Consider the following 15981-nt stretch of genomic DNA (forward strand, 5'->3'; position numbering starts at 1 on the left):
GACTTCTAACATCGACAGCGGGGAAACGGTCAATTGAGCAAACATCGGCTGTAAGTGGATACTTGCTGTAGCGGATAACGATGTCCGGTGTCAATCAAGAGACACCCGGTATCTCCCTGATCGGATGGCGTCAAATGACCAGTGTCGAAGCACATATTCGCAGCATAGATGGAGTCATTTGCAACAACATATCTGTGCTCGCAAACGACCGAGCGCTGCTTTCACAAAATCTGCTATCCCAGCTTCGAAACTTGGTCGATGGCGTCGCCGTGCTGATCCACACGGAAGACGCCACAGCCGAGTACGACTATCCCGCCATCGAGGCCGGTCATGCATTCGTAAAGACGGAGGGCAAACTCGGCTTCCTCAACCGCTTTTACCGGTTGCTCCAGCCGAGTACGTCGCACTACACCTTCGATGGTGACGGCTCGGAGCGCTTGATGCTCAAGTATTACGAGTACCTCCACCGTGTGCGCGACCTCCTCAGCAGAAAATTCGGGCTGGATACGTTGCATAATTTGGAAGATTTTCCGGTCGACCTCGACCCCGCGCTGCGGGAGTATCACCAGAAGATCGCCGAGCGCGTCAATGCCCGCAGCACTCCGTCACGCAGCGACCGCTCGTCACGGTACTACGTTCTTAAAACGCGGCCGTTCTTTGACGGAGGGCGAATCTACTACGAAGTCACTTTCGCCATCCCGTCCGACCGGCCCAGTATCAGCAAGTTTGATCACGTCATCGGCTTCACGGAGCACGACATCAGCGACAAGCACGCCGCGAATTTGACCTTGCGAAGCGACACTATTGAGGTGCTCGGCCAGACCATGCCGATCGTGCTTATCACAGCTTGGGAAGTTTCCATCCGCGGGTGCGAGCTCGAGAACTTCTCCCGCTTCTTCGGGCCGCGCTCACGTGTTAGCACCACTAGCAACGAGTACAAGAACCTGATGCGATACCTCACGAAAACTGGGTCAACGCTGCTTGACGTCATAGACCTCCCGGATACCGACTACGAGCGCATTAAAGGGTGGGTGCTGGATGGCACGAAGACATCGCACATCTATGTCTCGCTCGATGCGGCTCGGGACATCATTCAGAAGGTTCTGCCCGGTTACTTGATGCTGCGCTACCTGCTGCTGTCCTTGCGCAACGTCGTCGTCCGCAAGCAGTACAGCCCGAGTGTGTGCAACAGGCTGTCCAACCTCCATCTGCAATGGGGTTGCATCCCGTTTGAGACGATGCCGTTCTGCACATATCCGATGGGCCACCGGACACGCTTCTGGGATCTGTGGGAATCGATTGATCCGACTGGACGAGAGCACGAAATGCTCGCCCGGCGAATAAACAACAACGTTGATCGCCACGGCATGCTTTACACGCCACTTTCCGAGCTCGAGGACTTCGGCGACGAGGTCATGCCTCTCATCGAGAGGCACAATTCGCTTTTGTATAACAACTCGCGACACCTGGCACGCACTCTAGAAGTTGAGAAGGGTCACGTCTTCATCCGTGGCTACGAGAACGATGTCGTCCAGATCGTCGAGAAACTCCAAGGCCACGCCATCAGCGGCGTTGGCGGGTGGAAGCCGGCTCTTTCTAAGTGGATGGACGACCTCCCGGTCCCCCTCGACGATCCCACTAAAGCCGCCGCGCTGAAATCGCTCTACAGCGAATCACGCGTCGCAATGATCTACGGCGCCGCCGGCACGGGCAAGTCGACGATGGTCAACCACATTGCCAACTACTTCAACGGCAAACCGATGCTGTTCCTCGCGAACACGCATCCCGCTGTAGATAACCTCCGACGTCGGGTACATACCCAGCACGCAGAGTTCCGGACCATCGCAAGCCACAAGAACTCGACCTCAGCGACGGAATACGAGGTCCTCGTCATCGACGAATGCAGCACCGTGAGCAACGAAGATCTACTAGCCGTGCTGAGCAACACCAAGTTCAAGCTGTTGCTTCTGGTCGGCGACGTCTACCAGATCGAATCGATTCAGTTCGGCAACTGGTTCAGCATCATGCGGTCCTTCGTCCCAGTATCCTCCGTCTTCGAACTGGACAAGCCTTGGCGAACCGACAACCCGCAGTTGCTCGCGCTCTGGCAAAAAGTCCGTGATCTCGGCGAAGACATCACCGAGACCATGACACGCGGCCACTACTCCACGCCGCTCAGCCCGGAGCTATTCAGCCAGCGCCGCGACGACGAGATCATCCTCTGTCTCAACTATGACGGGTTATACGGCATCAACAACGTGAACCGATTCCTGCAAAGCAGCAATCCCAATCCGGCTATTGAATGGGGGCCAGCCACGTTCAAAGCAGGAGACCCGATTGTCTTCAATGACAGCGAGCGTTTCAAAGGGCTGATCTACAACAACCTCAAAGGCACTATTGTCGGCATCGACCGTCAACTGGGCCTGATCCGCTTCGATGTGGAACTTCACCGCACCGTAACCGAGCTCGACGCTTGGGGCCTGGATCTCACCTGGCTACACGATTCAGTCGTTGCGTTCGACGTCTACGAGTTAGCGGATAGCGACGACGACGACGCAGCCTCGAACACCTCGGTGCCGTTTCAGGTCGCTTACGCCGCTTCGATACACCGCGCCCAGGGCCTTGAATACGAATCCGTGAAAATCGTCATCACCGACGCAAATGAAGACGCGATCACTCACAACATTTTTTACACGGCTATCACCCGAGCGCGTGAGTACCTCCAGGTCTTTTGGACCCCAGAGACGGAAAAGACCATCGTCGCTCAACTCGAGCGGAAGTCGACCGCCAAAGATGTGAGCCTTCTCATCGCTCGTCGCGGCTTGGTCCGGTCATAAGTCAGCGGAGGATGCGTGCGCCATCTGAAGCGCCGTCGACTTCAAGTATCGCTGTGTTACAGTGGCGTCACACCGTGACACAACTTGGAGAATGATGGCAAATATCAATGTCCGCGTGGACGACTACGTTCGCGATGCACTCGAGTCCAGAGCGCAGGAGGAAGGCGTCACTCTCAGCGAGTACGTCAGGGAGCTGCTCCGAGAAGCCGTGGTTCCTGTGTGGAAGCGCCCTGCAGATACTCATGGAGACGAAGAAGCGCCCGAGTCAATAGATTTCATGGATCGAAAGGTGCTCTCCCTCCTGCATCGCATCCTGGCCCGAGTGCTTCCTGAAGACGCGAACGGCGAGGATGGTGACTTGGAATATCAGCTTCGACGCGCACATGTGCTCGAGCAGGGATATACAGGCGAATACTGGATGGAAGCGGCCGGTTTCGCAACAGAGTTGTCTAAACAGGACAGCAAGCGAGTCTCCGACATACTCCAGATGTTCCGAATCCTGTCCTTCAGCATCCTACAGCTAAACGATGAGGGTACGCCCCTAGACGACGCCGTCGCCGAGCGTCTGGCCTATCGCGGCTTCGACTTCAACCACCCCCTCGAGGAACAGATGGCCTCGTATGTGCAACACCTGGTCGATGACGACAAGTGGTCCGAGCTAAAGCCGTTCTTGGACGATCACGATGGCGGCAACTCCCACTTTCCTATGCTCGAGACTTACAGCCGGATGCTGACGGTATATCGGCGCGTAATGGAAACTCGCGAGCGGCGTCACCTGTCCGACGCTTATAAGTTATCTGCGGAGGAATTGCAGTCTATTGCCGACGAACGAATCCACCCGTCAAATCGATAAGGGAAACCCTTGAGCGCCAGCCAGTACAGAGCGGAACTCGCTCGAAAGCGTAAACAGCGCGTTGATGCCGAGAAGAAGGCCAGCGAGTTTCGAATCAAGGAGAACTCAAGGCGCTCTGACGCAACAAAGGCGCGCACTTCGGCAGGACGGACATCGAACGCGAGCACCGCGTCGACAAAGATGCGAGAGGCGTCGCGAAAGGAGAACGAGGCCAACGCCGCCGGCAAACAGGTTGGCGAGTGGCAACGAAAAGCGGCCGGCTTCGGCAAACAAGAAGCTGCCATTCAAGAAAAGCTGGACAAGGCTGAGCAGGCAGAGACAGTCGCCGCCGAAAGGAAACGCGCCGCCCTCGAAAAACGAACTGAGTCCGCAGCCCGCGCGTTCCAGCTGTCCACGAGCAGGCGGCTCGATTCACATCAAGAGCAGCTTTCGGCTGTCGTGGAAACAATTCGGCCGCCTAAGCCCGAGAAGTTGCGCATCTTGATGCTCTCGGCGTCCCCAGAGGGAGATCTTCGGATCGGTCGGGAAGCTAAACGCATCCAGGCCGCGATCCGCAATGCTCTCGGTCGTGACCTCGTCGAACTGAAGATCAGCCCCGCTGCGACTACAGATGACCTTCTCGACGGCCTCACCGGTTTCCGGCCACACGTGGTCCATTTTTCGGGCCATAGCAACGAGAGCTTCGTCTATTTCGAAGCTGACGAGGATATTTTCGAAGACGATGCGGCGGATGAGGACATGAGCGTGAGCATCCCGGCCGACGTGTTCGCCCGCGCGCTGGCGTCCGTCGACGAACCACCTCTCCTCGTACTCTTCAACTCCTGCAATTCGGCGCCACAGGCAGCCCGCCTCGTCGAGTCGATAGTCCCGTTTGCTATCGGAATGGCGCAAGAGATCGACGACGGCGATGCGATCAGCTATGCCGCGAACTTCTACGCGGCAATAGCCAACGGCCAATCCATCGCCGCCGCGGACGGCATAGGTCGAGTAGCTCTCGAGCTTGCGGGACTTCCTGGAAGCGATTTACCGACATTGGAGTTCGCCGTCGGCAGCGATCCGCGCTCGACGTGGCTTGTGACACTGCTCGAAACATAGCCCAAAAGAAATTCGAAGCACGACCTGAACGCTTCGAAGCTCGTTTGTCAGCCAGAAAAGGTGCGTACACACTCGAAGAATCTAAGGCTGCAAGGTGCCAGAGTTGTATGGCACCACGAGTGTTCGCGCTCGTTAGCTTGGCGGGCGACAATGCTCACTTGAATATTGCGCACTACCAGTATCCGGGATGACGACGTGCAGCCGCGAGCCGTCCGGAAGGGACGCGTCCACGAAGGGCGAGCTCAGGTCCACTCGCCTCCCCGACGACTGCAACATGCGCTCGACCAGGTCGCGCACCTCGACATCGGTGAGGGTGAGGCTCGTGCGTTCGGGGCGCCCTTGTCGTGCCACGAAGACGAGGGCGGGGCCGTTGATCCAGATCTCCTCCACGTCGGGGTCGTCGAGGAAGGGCTGCAACGGGCCGAAGCCGGTGAGCGTCGCGACCACCTGACGCAGGGTCGCCGCCTCGTCGACGAGGAGCGGCAGGGACCCGCCGAGCGCACGCTCGCTGTAGCGCTGCACTTCATCCCGCACATAATCGTGAGCGAGCGCCTTATCAATTGAGAGATCGACCCCGTCGCGCCGAACCCGCTCGCGCACGGAGTCGGTGATGAGGGTGACCGCCTGTGACATCCGGCCAGTGTGCACGTGCGGAAAATGGCGCGAGCAGGTTGTCCACAGGTGTCGACATCCCCATAGTGGGGATACACGGAAAGGTGAAGAACGTTATACCTTCGAGCCATGAGTGCAGGCCAAAGACGGCAACTGAATAAGATCGCCGCGCCCATAACAGCGTTGCTCGCGGAGCTCGATCCACACATCATCGACCCGTCCCGGGAGAAGCAGAAGGCTCTCGGTATCGCAGACGCCACCATGCTCCTGCGGGTCGGCATCTACCGGGTCATCACGGTGTTCGCGGTCGACCGCGACAGTTGGAACGTCAAGGAGTTCGACTCCGAGTCGGGCCAACTCGTGCAGCTGCATGACAGGACGGCGAAGGTTCCCGATTCCGAGGTTCCGCTCTGGGTGTTGAAGGCAACGGTCTCCAGCATCGAGAGCCAGCTGGAGGCGTACCGCACGACCGGTTTTGCGACCGCCGAGCACGAGCAGTCCTACACGGTTCTCGGGCGCCTGCTGGCCGTGCTGCAGAATCGCGTGATCAGCAACACCCCGCTCGCCTCGGTCGGTGCTCCCGTCACCGGCAGCACCCTCGACGACGACGACCAGGACGACTACTAGTCGGTCGTTGTCAGAAGCGGCGTTGCCGGTCTACCGTGGGATCCATGTCCAGCCAGAAGATTCCGGATGACGTTCGCGCCTACCTCGACTCCGTCGAGGGCGCCCGCGGCGAATCGCTCCGCGCAGTCTTCGACACCGCCCTCGAGGCCATGCCCGAGGGTTACGAGCTTGCCATCTCGTACGGCATGCCCGGGTGGCAGGTGCCGCTCGAGCGGTATCCCGTCACCTACAACAAGCAGCCCCTCGCCTACGTCGGCCTTGCAGCCCAGAAGCAGTACAACTCGCTGTACCTGATGACCTGCGTGAGCGACTCCGACAAGGATGTTGCCTTCCGCGAGGCGTGGGCCGCAACCGGCCTGAAGCTCAACATGGGCAAGAGCTGCCTGCGTTTCCGCACACTCGCGGACATGGATCTCGCCATCATCGCGGACACGGTAGCCGGGACATCCGTCGACGAATTCATCGCCGAATACGAGAAGGTCCCCCGTAAGTAGACTGATACCCGCTCGCGGGAGTGGTGAAATTGGTATACACGCCAGATTTAGGTTCTGGTGCCGAAAGGCGTGAGGGTTCAAGTCCCTTCTTCCGCACTTGTAGTACTACGGGATGATTTCGCCGTGTTTCCCAGTCTCTCCTGTTCGCCACCCGGTACCCTTGGACAAAGCCCCTTGGCCGCCGCCGATTGACCTCAACGGCAACCGACGACTGGAGACTCACTCGTGCTCTCGACCGCACTCATTCCGTTCCTTGACCCGGAGAACCTGATCACCGGTTTCGGCGCCTGGGCCCTGCTCGGAATCTGCTTCATCGTGTTTGCCGAGACCGGCCTTCTCGTCGGATTCCTGCTGCCCGGCGACACCCTCCTCATCATCACCGGATTGCTGACGTTCCCCGTCGCAGCCGGCGCCACGCAGATCATCGACCTGCCGATCTGGCTGGTGTGTCTCGCTATAGCGTTCGCCGCTTTCTTAGGCGGCGAGGTCGGCTATCTGATCGGCCACAAGCTCGGCCCACGCGTCTTCGAGCGCAAGGAGAGCGGCCTGTTCTCGGTCGCGAACGTCAAACGCACCAACTCGTTCTTCGAGCGTTTCGGCGGCCTCGCGATCATCGTCGCCCGCTTCGTTCCGATCGTGCGCACCTTCGCCCCGGTCGCAGCCGGTGTCGGGCACATGGACTACAAGAAGTACTCGCTCTACAACGCCATCGGCGCACTCATCTGGGGCGCAGGGCTCACCTTCGCCGGCTACCTTCTGGGCTACATACCGCCAGTTGCCGCGTTCGTCACCGAGTACATCGACGTGATCCTGCTCGGCGCTGTCGTCATCACCCTGGTGCCGACGGTGTACCACTACATCCAGTCCTCGATGAAGGCACGCAAGGCGCGTCTCGCCGGTGTCGGTGAGGATGTCACGGCCGACGAACTCGTTCTCGACAAGTCCCTCTTCGACCAGGACAAGAAGAACAACAAGTCCAGCTGACTTCGGCTAGTCGAGTTCGCGCTCCAGCCGATGGAGCAGGGCGTCTAGCACTGTCGTGGCGCGCTCCCGCACCTTCTTGTGGGGGTCGTCGGTCGCCTCGCGCAGGGGTTCCGCGTGCTCGAACTCCCCAACGATTCCCACGGCCCATGCGGTGGCATCCCGCACTCGCCAGTTCTCGTCGAGCAGGAGCGCGGCAAGGAGCTCGGGCGCGCCCAGCTCGCGGATGGCGCAGACGCGAGCGCACTGCATCCTCACCCGCCAGTGTTCATGGTCGAGGCCGGCGATCACCGCACCGGTCGCGCTGTCGAGCCAGTAATACTCGAGCGCGCGGGCGCCCCAGGCGTTCGCCCAGTAGGACGGATAACTGCCGTCGATGATCCCGGGCGCGGCTCGCCCGCCGAGGTAGCGCAGGAAGTCATCATCCTCTTCGCCCGTGCGCAGCAGCCCGGCGGCACGTTCGACCAGTTCTCGCTCGCCGTAGCGGTCGACCGCGGCCCGGAGCCGCGCCGAGTGCGACAGCTCGACCGGGACGCGCACGGCTACTCGGCAGGTGCCGCGAAGCGCGCGTTCAGGCGCTTGCGCGACTGTTCGGCGGCGCGGCGAACCTCGATCTCGGGGTCGCGGAACAGGGGCGTGAACAGGTCAGCATCGGATGCCTCGCCCACCTCGGCGAGCGAGCGGGCTCCTGAGGCGCGCACGCGCGCGACCTCGTCCTGGAGCAGCGGACGCACCGCCTCCGCGACCGGCAGGTGGCGGGCCGCCGCGACGCGCGCACACATCTCGCGCACGCGCCAGGCCTGATTGGTGAGGCCCGCTTCGATGCCGGGGGCCGCGGTGTCGTTCCAGACGTAGAGGAACGTGCGGGCTCCCCAGACCTCGGGCCAGTAGAGGGGCGGGGCGCCGTCAAGGATTCCCTGTGCGTGCTTGCCGCCGACCCAGAGCAGAAACTCGTCGCCCGCGTTCAGTCCGGCGAGCAGCGCCTTGGCGCGGTCGATGACCTCGTTCTCACCGAGGGCGGCGACGGCGTGGGCGATGCGATCAGCCGGAGGGGCGTCGATGGGCAGGTCTGCGGGGGTCGAAGTCATAGCTGGATGATTCTACGCGGCTCGGGCGCCCGGCCCCTTTGTCGGTGCTGTTGGGTCGGTCGCTGGTTGCCGATGCGTGGCGCGTTCCGAGGGGCTCTAGTTAATCAGTCACCTTCGCGGGGCCGCGGTTAGGTGACTGATTAACTCAAGGTTGACGGAAGGGATCGCCCTGCGGCCGGCTGGGGCTCGTGACCCCAAAACGTTCGTGTTAAACAGGACAAACACACGCCTCAAGAACAGGACCGCCGGGTAGAGGGGAGTCCTGTTCTCGGTGCGCGTTGTGGTCCTGTTTAACACGAACGTCTTCAGGGGCAGCGCCGTCGACCGGCTCGCCAGCCGGAGCGGCAGGCGAGCCAGGCGGCCGACTCAGGCCCGCGGCTCCCACTTGAACATTGCCCGGGCGACCGACACGGCGACCGCGGCCCATCCGATCGAGGGCAGGATCAGCAGCAGCACGTTGTCGATAGCACCCCCGGCCCATCCGGTCGAGATGAGCTCGGCGAGACCGCCGCCCGGGAGTGCCCGCTTGAGCACGGTGAGCTCCGTGGTGCCCGTGTACGTCACCCAGACCGCGACGCCGAGCGTTGCGGCGAACAGCGGAAGCGTGGTGATCTGCGCGTGCTCGGGCGAGTTGGTGACACCCGCGGTGGCGAGGGCGAAGCCGGTGAACATGACCTCCGCGGCCAGCACCCCGATGATCACGAGGAGAACGTTGGCGGGCGGCTGGCCCGACGTTATCCCGAGCACTGTAAGGATGATGCCGATCTGCACCACACTCACCACAACGATCGGCAGCACGAGGCCGACGATGATCGACTGGTCCGAGACCGCGCCGCTGCGCAGCCGCTTCAGGAACAGCGTCTGCCTGCGCGCGGCGAGGGTCGTCGTGGCCGTGACGTACACGCCCATCGCGATCATGATGAGCACCTGAAACACCGCGATCACCGAAGTGCCGCCCTGGTTGCCGGTGAAGATGAAGAACGCGCCGAATGCGAGCGGGATGAGGATGGCGCAGGCGGCAACGAGCTTGTTGCGCAGCAGCATCCGGAATTCTGAGATGGCTATCGAGAACATGGTGGGCTCCTTAGGAACGGTCGAGGGTGCGGAAGACGTCGTCGAGACTCGAGCTCGTCGCGCCGAGACGATCGAGCGTGTGCCCGCCGGCCGACGCCCAGGCGAGCAGCGTCGAGAGATCCGCCTGGAGGTCGGCGGTGTCGATGCGGCTGAGTCCGTTCTCGGTCGCCGTCACGGTGAGCGGCAGGTCCACGCCGTGCGGCGCCACCAGCGTGATGTGCGAAGGATGCCCCGTCACAAGCTCCTCCAGCGTCCCCTCACGTTCCAGCACGCCCTTGTTCATGAGCCCGATGCGATCGGCGTACTTCTGCGCCTCCTCGAGGTAGTGCGTGGTCAGGATGATCGTCGAGCCCGCAGAGCGGATCTCAGCCACCGCGTCCCAGAGACCGTCGCGCGCGCTGGGGTCCAGGCCCGTCGTCGGCTCGTCGAGGAACACCAGCTCCGGTGTGCCCCAGATGGCCATCGCGAAGTCGAGGCGACGCTTCTCGCCACCCGAGAGCATGCCCGCGCGGGTCGAGGATTTAGCCGTGAGGTCCACGACCCCGAGTACCCGGCGAACGTCATCCTCACGCCCCGAAATCGACCCGGCGAGCCCGATCGACTCGGCCACGGTGAGGTCCCCGGCAAAGCCCGAGTCCTGCAGCATGATGCCGACACGAGGACGAATGGATGCCCGGTCACGAGGATCCCCGCCGAACACCGACACCTTTCCGGAGGTCGGAGTGCGGTGTCCCTCGAGGGTCTCCAGCGTGGTCGTCTTGCCGGCGCCGTTGGTGCCCAGCAGGGCGTACAGCTCCCCGCGTTCGACCCGCAGGTCGAGGCTTCTCACCGCCTGGAACTCCCCCCTGTCGCCGTAGTTGTAGCTCAGCGCGGCGGCTTCGACCACCGGGCCTGCGGTACTGGTTGCGTTTGTCATGCTCCAACGATGGCGCGAAGAAGCGGCGCGCCCCAGTGCCGAAGCACCCGAGAAGTAGTGACATTTGTCACGGGTTCCGGGCGCACGACTAAGACATAGTTGTAGGAGTGACGACATCCACCGGCGACCGCCTTCTGCAGCGAATGCGCACCTACACGACCACCTCGCTCGTCGTGATGATCGGTCTCTTCTCGCTGCTGCTGGCGCTCGGCGCCACCGAGATCCCCTTCCAGTACGTGCTGCTCGGTGCCGGCGTTCTCATCACCGAGTTCAGCTTCCACTGGGAACGTCGCCCGCCGCTCTGGCTCGCGATCGTTGTGCCCGTCGTGACCGGCGCCGTGTGGGTCTTCGTGATCATGATCGGCGAGTACCCGGCAACGAGCGTGTGGCTCGGCATCGCCCTCTCCCTGCTTGTCTCGCAGGCGCCCCAGAGGCGCTGGAAGTGGCTCGCACCCGCGGCCCTCGCCGTGATGCTGCTGCCCGTAGCGATCATCGGCCTATTCACGAGCTTCGACGCCGTCTCTCCGTACCTGGTCAGCGGCTTCTTCGGCTGGCTCGGCACGATGTTCCTGTTCCTGCTCAACCGCTGGGCCTTCAACCTGTACCTCGAGATCGACGCCGCGCGGCAGGTGAGCGCGGAGCTCGCCGTCGCACAGGAGCGTTACCGGTTCGCAGCCGACCTGCACGACATCCAGGGCCACACCCTGCACGTCATCAAGCTGAAGACACAGCTCGCCGACCGGCTGATCGACCGCGACCCGGCCGCGGCGCGCGAGCACCTGCGCGAAGCCCAGCAGCTGATCGCCGAGACGGTCGCCAACACGCGCAGTCTCGCCTTCGGGGAGAGGCACGTGGCACTCGCGAGCGAACTGGCCAACGCCGAGCAGCTGTTCACGGCGGCGGGCATCGCCTACACGGTGCAGGGCGAACTGCCCCGCGGCGCCCACGACGAGTTGTTCGGGCTCGTGGTGCGCGAGGCGACCACCAATATCCTGCGTCACGCCCAGGCGACGGCCGTTTCGGTGAACCTCGGCGCGGACAGCGTGCGCGTCGTGAACGACGGGAGTCCCGCATCCTCTCGCTCACTGAGCGGGCTGGCTCGCCTGGGCGAGCGTTTCGAGGCGGCGGGTGGCACCCTGCGCACGTCGAGCGCGAACGGCAGCTTCACCACCACGGCGACGGTGTCGGGATGATCCGGCTCCTCGTCGCCGACGACGAGAACCTCCTGCGCATGGCTCTGGCCGCGCTGCTCGACCTCGAAGACGACCTCGAGGTGATCGCGCAGGCGGACAACGGCACGGACGCCGTGCAGCTCGCCGGGCTGCACGACCCGGACGTTGTGCTGCTCGACCTCGAGATGCCCGGCCTGGACGGCATCGACACGGCAGCAGCGATCCTGGCCACCCGGCCAGAGCAGGCCATCATCCTGCTCACGCGGCACGCCCGACCGGGCGTGCTCAAGCGTGCCCTGCGCGCGGGCGTGCGCGGTTTTGTGAGCAAGTCGATCGAGCCCGAACGTCTCGCGCAGATCGTGACCGACGTCAACGGCGGGGCGCGCTACATCGACTCCGAGATCTCCACGGCCGCCATGATCGACGACTGCCCGCTCTCCGAACGCGAGCTCGACGTGCTGCGCCTCACCGCCGAAGGACTGTCGGTGCGCGAGATGAGCCTCGCACTGCACCTCGCCGCGGGCACGGTACGCAACTACCTGTCCTCGGCGATGCAGAAGACGGGTACCTCCGCCCGGCACGAGGCGGCGCGGGCCGCCCGCGAGCGCGGTTGGCTGTAGCTAGTCGCGTCCCTCGAGCGCCTTGACCTCGTCGGACTCGGGTCCGGCGGTCTTCACACACGGTCCCGCGACGGCGATCTCGATGTCGTGCTCGCTCGTGGTGGTGATCTTGAGGGCGGATGAGACCATGTCGGCCTTGAGCGTCCACTCCCCCAGCGATGAGCTCGACTCGAGCTTCTTCGCGGTCCAACCCTGCTTGCCGAGCTCCTTGACGAGGGTGTCACTCGCGATCAGCGCATCCTGCTGCACGCTCATCGTCACGGACGACAGCCACTGGCGCACCGAGTCGTTGTAACCGCAGCCGCGCGACTTGTCGACCGTCGCACCGATCGATTCGACCATGTCCTGCGGGATGTTGTCAGCGACGGTGTTGCGCAGCAGCTGCGCGGGTGATTTGGTCTCGGCGAGCGTGACGCCCTCCACAACGATCGACTCCGCCGTGCCTGCACCGGCGTCGTTCACGGGCACCTCTTCGGCGCAGGCCGACAGCGTGAGCATCAGCGCGGCAGCGCCGAGCGCAACAAGCGCTCGCGAGTGTGTGGTGATCATTCCAGCCCCCGAATGTGTTCTGCATCCCCCGCGCGGCGAACCTCGCCAGCGCTGCAGCGGCTCAGGCTAACACCGTGGCACCGTGGCGTCCGAGCCCCAGAATGTGGGGTGCTGTTCACCTGCGGGCCCTAGGCTTTGCGAATGACCACGCGCTCGAAGACCTCCTCCGATGGCGCGCACCACTCCTTCGGCACCAGCGCGTTCGTGGTGCTCGAGGGTGGTCGACGCCTCCACTACATGGAGCGCGGTGTCGGCGACGTGACGGTCGTGTTCGAGTCCGGGATGGGTTTCTCCCGCTCGACCTGGGGACTGGTCGCGCCCGTCATCGGCGACTGCACTCGCACCATCGTCTACGACCGCGCGGGCCTCGGGCGTAGCGATGACGACGAGGAGCCGCGCACGTTGGAGCGCCTGGCCGACGACCTCGGTCACCTGCTCAGCTCCCTCGGCGAGGGGCCGTTCCTGCTCGTCGGTCACAGTTGGGGCGGGCCGATCGTGCGCGCGGTGGCGGCGGCGCATCCCGAGCGGATCGCAGGCATCGTTCTCGTCGACCAGACGGACGAGAACTGCGCCCTCTACTTTGAAAACTCGACCGCGAAGCGTTTCGCGGCAAGCGGGCCGATGGTGCAGACCCTCGCCCGGCTGAAGCTCTACAAACTGATCGGCGGCCGGTCGGGGCGTGTGCAGCCCGCCGACGTTGCGGCCGACCACCTTGCCGAAGATTTCACCGCGCGCGCCGCGTCCACAACCTCCGCCGAGCTGCGCGACCTGCTCATCGACCTCGCCGGCCTGCGCGACGCACCGCTCGACCTGCACGGCACCCCCGTGACGGTCATCTCGGGCACCGCGCCCACCCGCGGCGACGGCGGACTGCGCGCGTCTCTCACCGCGGCACACCGCGAGACGGCTGTGGCACTCGGTGCCGAGTTCACCGAGGCGCAGCAGTCCGGCCACCTCGTGATGTTCACCGAGCCTCAGCTCGTCGTCGACGAGATCGTCAGCCTGCTCGATCGCGTTTAGCTAATTTCGCGCGTTTGGCTGGACTGGCGCGTCGCCCAGATCGACTCGAGCGCCTGCTCCCCCAGGTCGCGCTCCTCGCCCGTGGGCAGTCGCACGATGAACCCGCCGCCGAACGGCTGTCGGCCGACCACCACGAGCGCGGTGTCCACGGTGATGCCCTCGGCCTCGAGGTGGCGCAGGAGCATGGGGTCGCGGTCGCTGATCCGCGCCACTGTGACAGTGGAACCCTCGCTCGCCGCACCCAGCAGCGCGGCCTCGGGCCTCGAGATCGTGCCGTCGCGACCCGGGATCGGGTCGCCGTGCGGATCCCGCACGGGGCACCCCAGCTCCTCGTCGATCGCGTCGAGCAGCCTGTCGCTCAGCGCGTGCTCGAGGATCTCCGCCTCGTCGTGCACCTCATCCCAGCTGTAGCCGAAGTGCTGCACAAGCCACGTCTCGATGAGCCGGTGCCGACGGAGCATGCGCAGGGCGAGAGCCGTGCCATCCGGCGTCAGGGTCACGGCGCCGTAGGGCACGTGCTCGACGAGGCCCTGAACGGCGAGCTTCTTCACCATTTCGGTGACGGATGACGCTGCCAGCCCCAATCTCGCCGCGAGAACCGAGGTCGTGATCGGCTGGTCCTGCCACTCGGTGTGCGAGTAGATGACCTTGACGTAGTCCTCGACGGCGGTGGGGTAACTGGTGGGCATGGTCACACTCCCACGATAACGAGCACGATGAGCAGCACGTTGATCGCGATGATGGCGATGGTGGATGTCCAGCCCGCGATCCGCAGCCAGGCCGGGTTCGCGAACTCGCCCATCAGGTCCCGCGAACTCGCGAGCCGCACGAGGGGTACGAGTGCGAACGGAATCCCGAAACTCAGCACCACCTGGCTCAACACGAGCGCCTGCGTCGGGTCGAAGCCTATGCCGAGAACCACCAGGGCCGGGATGAGGGTCACCACTCGCCGCACCAGCAGCGGGATGCGGACCTTGAGCAGGCCGCCCATGATCGCCGAGCCCGCGTAGGTGCCGACGCTCGTCGACGCCAGGCCCGACGCGAGAAGGCCGATCGCGAAGATCACCCCGATGGTCGGGCCGAGCGCGTTCACGATGGCGGCGTGCGCGCCCTCGATCGTGTCGGTGTCGGTCACGCCCTGCAGGCTCGCGGCGGCGAGGAGCAACATGGAGATGTTGATGCCGCCCGCAACGAGGAGGGCGAAGCCGACGTCCCAGCGGGTGGCCCGCAGCAGCTCGCGGATGCGACCCGGTTCTTTCGTCACGCCGTGACGGTCGCGCGCGAGCGCCGAGTGCAGGTAGATCACGTGCGGCATCACCGTGGCGCCGAGCATGCTGGTGGCGAGCAGCACGGAGTCGGTGCCCTCGAAGCGCGGCACGATGCCGCTGACGAGCGCGATCGGATCAACCTGGCTCACGAACAGGCCGGAGACGAAGCCGACCACGATCACGCCGAGCAGCACCACGATCACCAGCTCGAAGGACCGCTGGCTGCGGTGCGACTGGAGCAACAGCAGGAGCATCGAGGCAACACCGACGACTACGCCGCCGACCAACAGGGGAACACCGAACAGCAGGTGCAGGGCGATCGCGCCGCCGATCACCTCGGCGATGTCGGTTGCGGCGGCCACCAGCTCGGCCTGCAGCCAGTAGACGCGGCGGGGTCCGGTGCGCAGCCGCTCACCCAGCAGTTCGGGCAGGCTGCGACCGGTCACGATGCCGAGCTTCGCGGACTGGTATTGCACGAGCACGGCGATCAGGTTCGCGAGGATCAGCACCCAGAGCAGCAGGTAGCCGTAACGGGCTCCCGCAGTGAGGTTCGCGGCGACATTGCCCGGATCCACGTAGGCGATCGCCGCAACGAACGCCGGGCCGAGTAGCAGCAGGATCGGGCGCTTGTCGGGCGCTCGGTTTTCGCTTGCTCGCGTAGAAGGTTTCGGCACACCGAAATCCTACCGCGCGCCTGCTTATTGCAGAGGCCGCCCGCGGCCGTATCGAAATCCGGTTTCGGTACGACTGCTCCTCCGTCTCGGCCTGCTCAAAG

At 63.8% G+C, this 15981-nt stretch carries 17 protein-coding genes and 1 tRNA gene; 10 read left to right on the forward strand and 8 right to left on the reverse strand.

The window, feature by feature from the left end; genetic code table 11:
- Window positions 1-194 precede the first annotated feature (194 nt).
- The 3 genes from EYE40_RS07545 (at window position 195) to EYE40_RS07555 (ending at window position 4785) form a co-directional block, all read left to right on the forward strand.
- Entirely contained in the window at window positions 195-2837 is a 2643-nt protein-coding gene (locus EYE40_RS07545; RefSeq protein ID WP_240034754.1) for an ATP-dependent DNA helicase, read from the forward strand.
- Window positions 2838-2952: 115 nt separating this feature from the next.
- Entirely contained in the window at window positions 2953-3690 is a 738-nt protein-coding gene (locus tag EYE40_RS07550; RefSeq protein WP_204742225.1) for a YfbU family protein, read from the forward strand.
- A 9-nt stretch (window positions 3691-3699) separates the two neighbouring features.
- A complete protein-coding gene (locus tag EYE40_RS07555; protein WP_130981375.1) occupies window positions 3700-4785 on the forward strand; it encodes a CHAT domain-containing protein in 1086 nt (361 codons plus the stop codon).
- 132 nt (window positions 4786-4917) lie between these two features.
- On the opposite strand, the gene EYE40_RS07560 is transcribed toward EYE40_RS07555, so the two are convergent.
- Window positions 4918-5418: a Flp pilus assembly complex ATPase component TadA gene (locus EYE40_RS07560; RefSeq protein WP_130981376.1), complete on the reverse strand. Its 501-nt coding sequence runs from the start codon at window positions 5416-5418 to the stop codon at window positions 4918-4920.
- A 108-nt stretch (window positions 5419-5526) separates the two neighbouring features.
- On the opposite strand from EYE40_RS07560, the gene EYE40_RS07565 reads away from it, so the two are divergent.
- From EYE40_RS07565 to EYE40_RS07580, 4 genes are all read left to right on the forward strand, one after another.
- Window positions 5527-6024, forward strand: coding sequence for a hypothetical protein (locus EYE40_RS07565; protein ID WP_130981377.1), 498 nt, complete (start codon window positions 5527-5529; stop codon window positions 6022-6024).
- Window positions 6025-6068: 44 nt separating this feature from the next.
- Window positions 6069-6518 carry a DUF1801 domain-containing protein gene (locus tag EYE40_RS07570; protein WP_130981378.1) on the forward strand — a complete coding sequence of 150 codons (450 nt, stop codon included), beginning with the start codon at window positions 6069-6071 and terminating at the stop codon, window positions 6516-6518.
- A gap of 14 nt (window positions 6519-6532) precedes the next feature.
- Window positions 6533-6614, forward strand: a tRNA-Leu gene (locus EYE40_RS07575).
- 129 nt (window positions 6615-6743) lie between these two features.
- A complete protein-coding gene (locus tag EYE40_RS07580) occupies window positions 6744-7502 on the forward strand; it encodes a DedA family protein (protein ID WP_130981379.1) in 759 nt (252 codons plus the stop codon).
- A gap of 6 nt (window positions 7503-7508) precedes the next feature.
- On the opposite strand, the gene EYE40_RS07585 is transcribed toward EYE40_RS07580, so the two are convergent.
- From EYE40_RS07585 to EYE40_RS07600, 4 genes are all read right to left on the reverse strand, one after another.
- Window positions 7509-8039 carry a HEAT repeat domain-containing protein gene (locus EYE40_RS07585; RefSeq protein WP_130981380.1) on the reverse strand — a complete coding sequence of 177 codons (531 nt, stop codon included), beginning with the start codon at window positions 8037-8039 and terminating at the stop codon, window positions 7509-7511.
- A gap of 2 nt (window positions 8040-8041) precedes the next feature.
- Window positions 8042-8587, reverse strand: coding sequence for a HEAT repeat domain-containing protein (locus tag EYE40_RS07590; RefSeq protein ID WP_130981381.1), 546 nt, complete (start codon window positions 8585-8587; stop codon window positions 8042-8044).
- A gap of 366 nt (window positions 8588-8953) precedes the next feature.
- Window positions 8954-9661, reverse strand: a complete 708-nt coding sequence (locus tag EYE40_RS07595; RefSeq protein WP_130981382.1) for an ABC transporter permease — start codon at window positions 9659-9661, stop codon at window positions 8954-8956.
- 10 nt (window positions 9662-9671) lie between these two features.
- Entirely contained in the window at window positions 9672-10577 is a 906-nt protein-coding gene (locus EYE40_RS07600) for an ABC transporter ATP-binding protein (RefSeq protein WP_130981383.1), read from the reverse strand.
- 713 nt (window positions 10578-11290) lie between these two features.
- On the opposite strand from EYE40_RS07600, the gene EYE40_RS15810 reads away from it, so the two are divergent.
- Together EYE40_RS15810 and EYE40_RS07610 are read left to right on the forward strand one after the other, a co-directional pair.
- Window positions 11291-11770 carry a sensor histidine kinase gene (locus EYE40_RS15810; RefSeq protein WP_420810067.1) on the forward strand — a complete coding sequence of 160 codons (480 nt, stop codon included), beginning with the start codon at window positions 11291-11293 and terminating at the stop codon, window positions 11768-11770.
- Complete coding sequence (locus tag EYE40_RS07610) at window positions 11767-12369, forward strand: response regulator transcription factor (protein WP_130981385.1); 603 nt, start codon at window positions 11767-11769, stop codon at window positions 12367-12369. Before EYE40_RS15810 ends, EYE40_RS07610 begins: the two co-directional genes overlap by 4 nt.
- Here the strand turns inward: EYE40_RS07610 and EYE40_RS07615 are convergent, their stop codons facing one another.
- Window positions 12370-12918: a hypothetical protein gene (locus tag EYE40_RS07615; protein WP_130981386.1), complete on the reverse strand. Its 549-nt coding sequence runs from the start codon at window positions 12916-12918 to the stop codon at window positions 12370-12372.
- 141 nt (window positions 12919-13059) lie between these two features.
- Between EYE40_RS07615 and EYE40_RS07620 the strand changes: the two genes are divergently transcribed.
- On the forward strand, window positions 13060-13938 hold the full coding sequence (locus tag EYE40_RS07620; RefSeq protein WP_130981387.1) for an alpha/beta fold hydrolase: 879 nt from the start codon (window positions 13060-13062) through the stop codon (window positions 13936-13938).
- Here EYE40_RS07620 and EYE40_RS07625 read toward each other — a convergent pair.
- The gene (locus tag EYE40_RS07625; protein WP_130981388.1) at window positions 13935-14627 is read right to left on the reverse strand and encodes a metal-dependent transcriptional regulator; all 693 of its coding nucleotides are present in this window, start codon (window positions 14625-14627) and stop codon (window positions 13935-13937) included. The two genes, EYE40_RS07620 and EYE40_RS07625, sit on opposite strands and share 4 nt — an antisense overlap.
- 2 nt (window positions 14628-14629) lie before the next feature.
- Window positions 14630-15880: an Nramp family divalent metal transporter gene (locus EYE40_RS07630; RefSeq protein ID WP_130981389.1), complete on the reverse strand. Its 1251-nt coding sequence runs from the start codon at window positions 15878-15880 to the stop codon at window positions 14630-14632.
- Window positions 15881-15981: the final 101 nt, after the last annotated feature.

This window comes from Glaciihabitans arcticus (genome assembly GCF_004310685.1).
Lineage (GTDB): Bacteria > Actinomycetota > Actinomycetes > Actinomycetales > Microbacteriaceae > Conyzicola > Conyzicola arctica.

Bases quoted from the DNA above. Each gene is read 5' to 3' on its own strand.
- EYE40_RS07560 (WP_130981376.1), bottom strand. From the start codon at position 5,418: ATGTCACAGGCGGTCACCCTCATCACCGACTCCGTGCGCGAGCGGGTT.
- EYE40_RS07565 (WP_130981377.1), top strand. From the start codon at position 5,527: ATGAGTGCAGGCCAAAGACGGCAACTGAATAAGATCGCCGCGCCCATA.
- EYE40_RS07570 (WP_130981378.1), top strand. From the start codon at position 6,069: ATGTCCAGCCAGAAGATTCCGGATGACGTTCGCGCCTACCTCGACTCC.
- EYE40_RS07590 (WP_130981381.1), bottom strand. From the start codon at position 8,587: ATGACTTCGACCCCCGCAGACCTGCCCATCGACGCCCCTCCGGCTGAT.
- EYE40_RS07595 (WP_130981382.1), bottom strand. From the start codon at position 9,661: ATGTTCTCGATAGCCATCTCAGAATTCCGGATGCTGCTGCGCAACAAG.
- EYE40_RS07600 (WP_130981383.1), bottom strand. From the start codon at position 10,577: ATGACAAACGCAACCAGTACCGCAGGCCCGGTGGTCGAAGCCGCCGCG.
- EYE40_RS07610 (WP_130981385.1), top strand. From the start codon at position 11,767: ATGATCCGGCTCCTCGTCGCCGACGACGAGAACCTCCTGCGCATGGCT.
- EYE40_RS07615 (WP_130981386.1), bottom strand. From the start codon at position 12,918: ATGATCACCACACACTCGCGAGCGCTTGTTGCGCTCGGCGCTGCCGCG.
- EYE40_RS07620 (WP_130981387.1), top strand. From the start codon at position 13,060: ATGACCACGCGCTCGAAGACCTCCTCCGATGGCGCGCACCACTCCTTC.
- EYE40_RS07625 (WP_130981388.1), bottom strand. From the start codon at position 14,627: ATGCCCACCAGTTACCCCACCGCCGTCGAGGACTACGTCAAGGTCATC.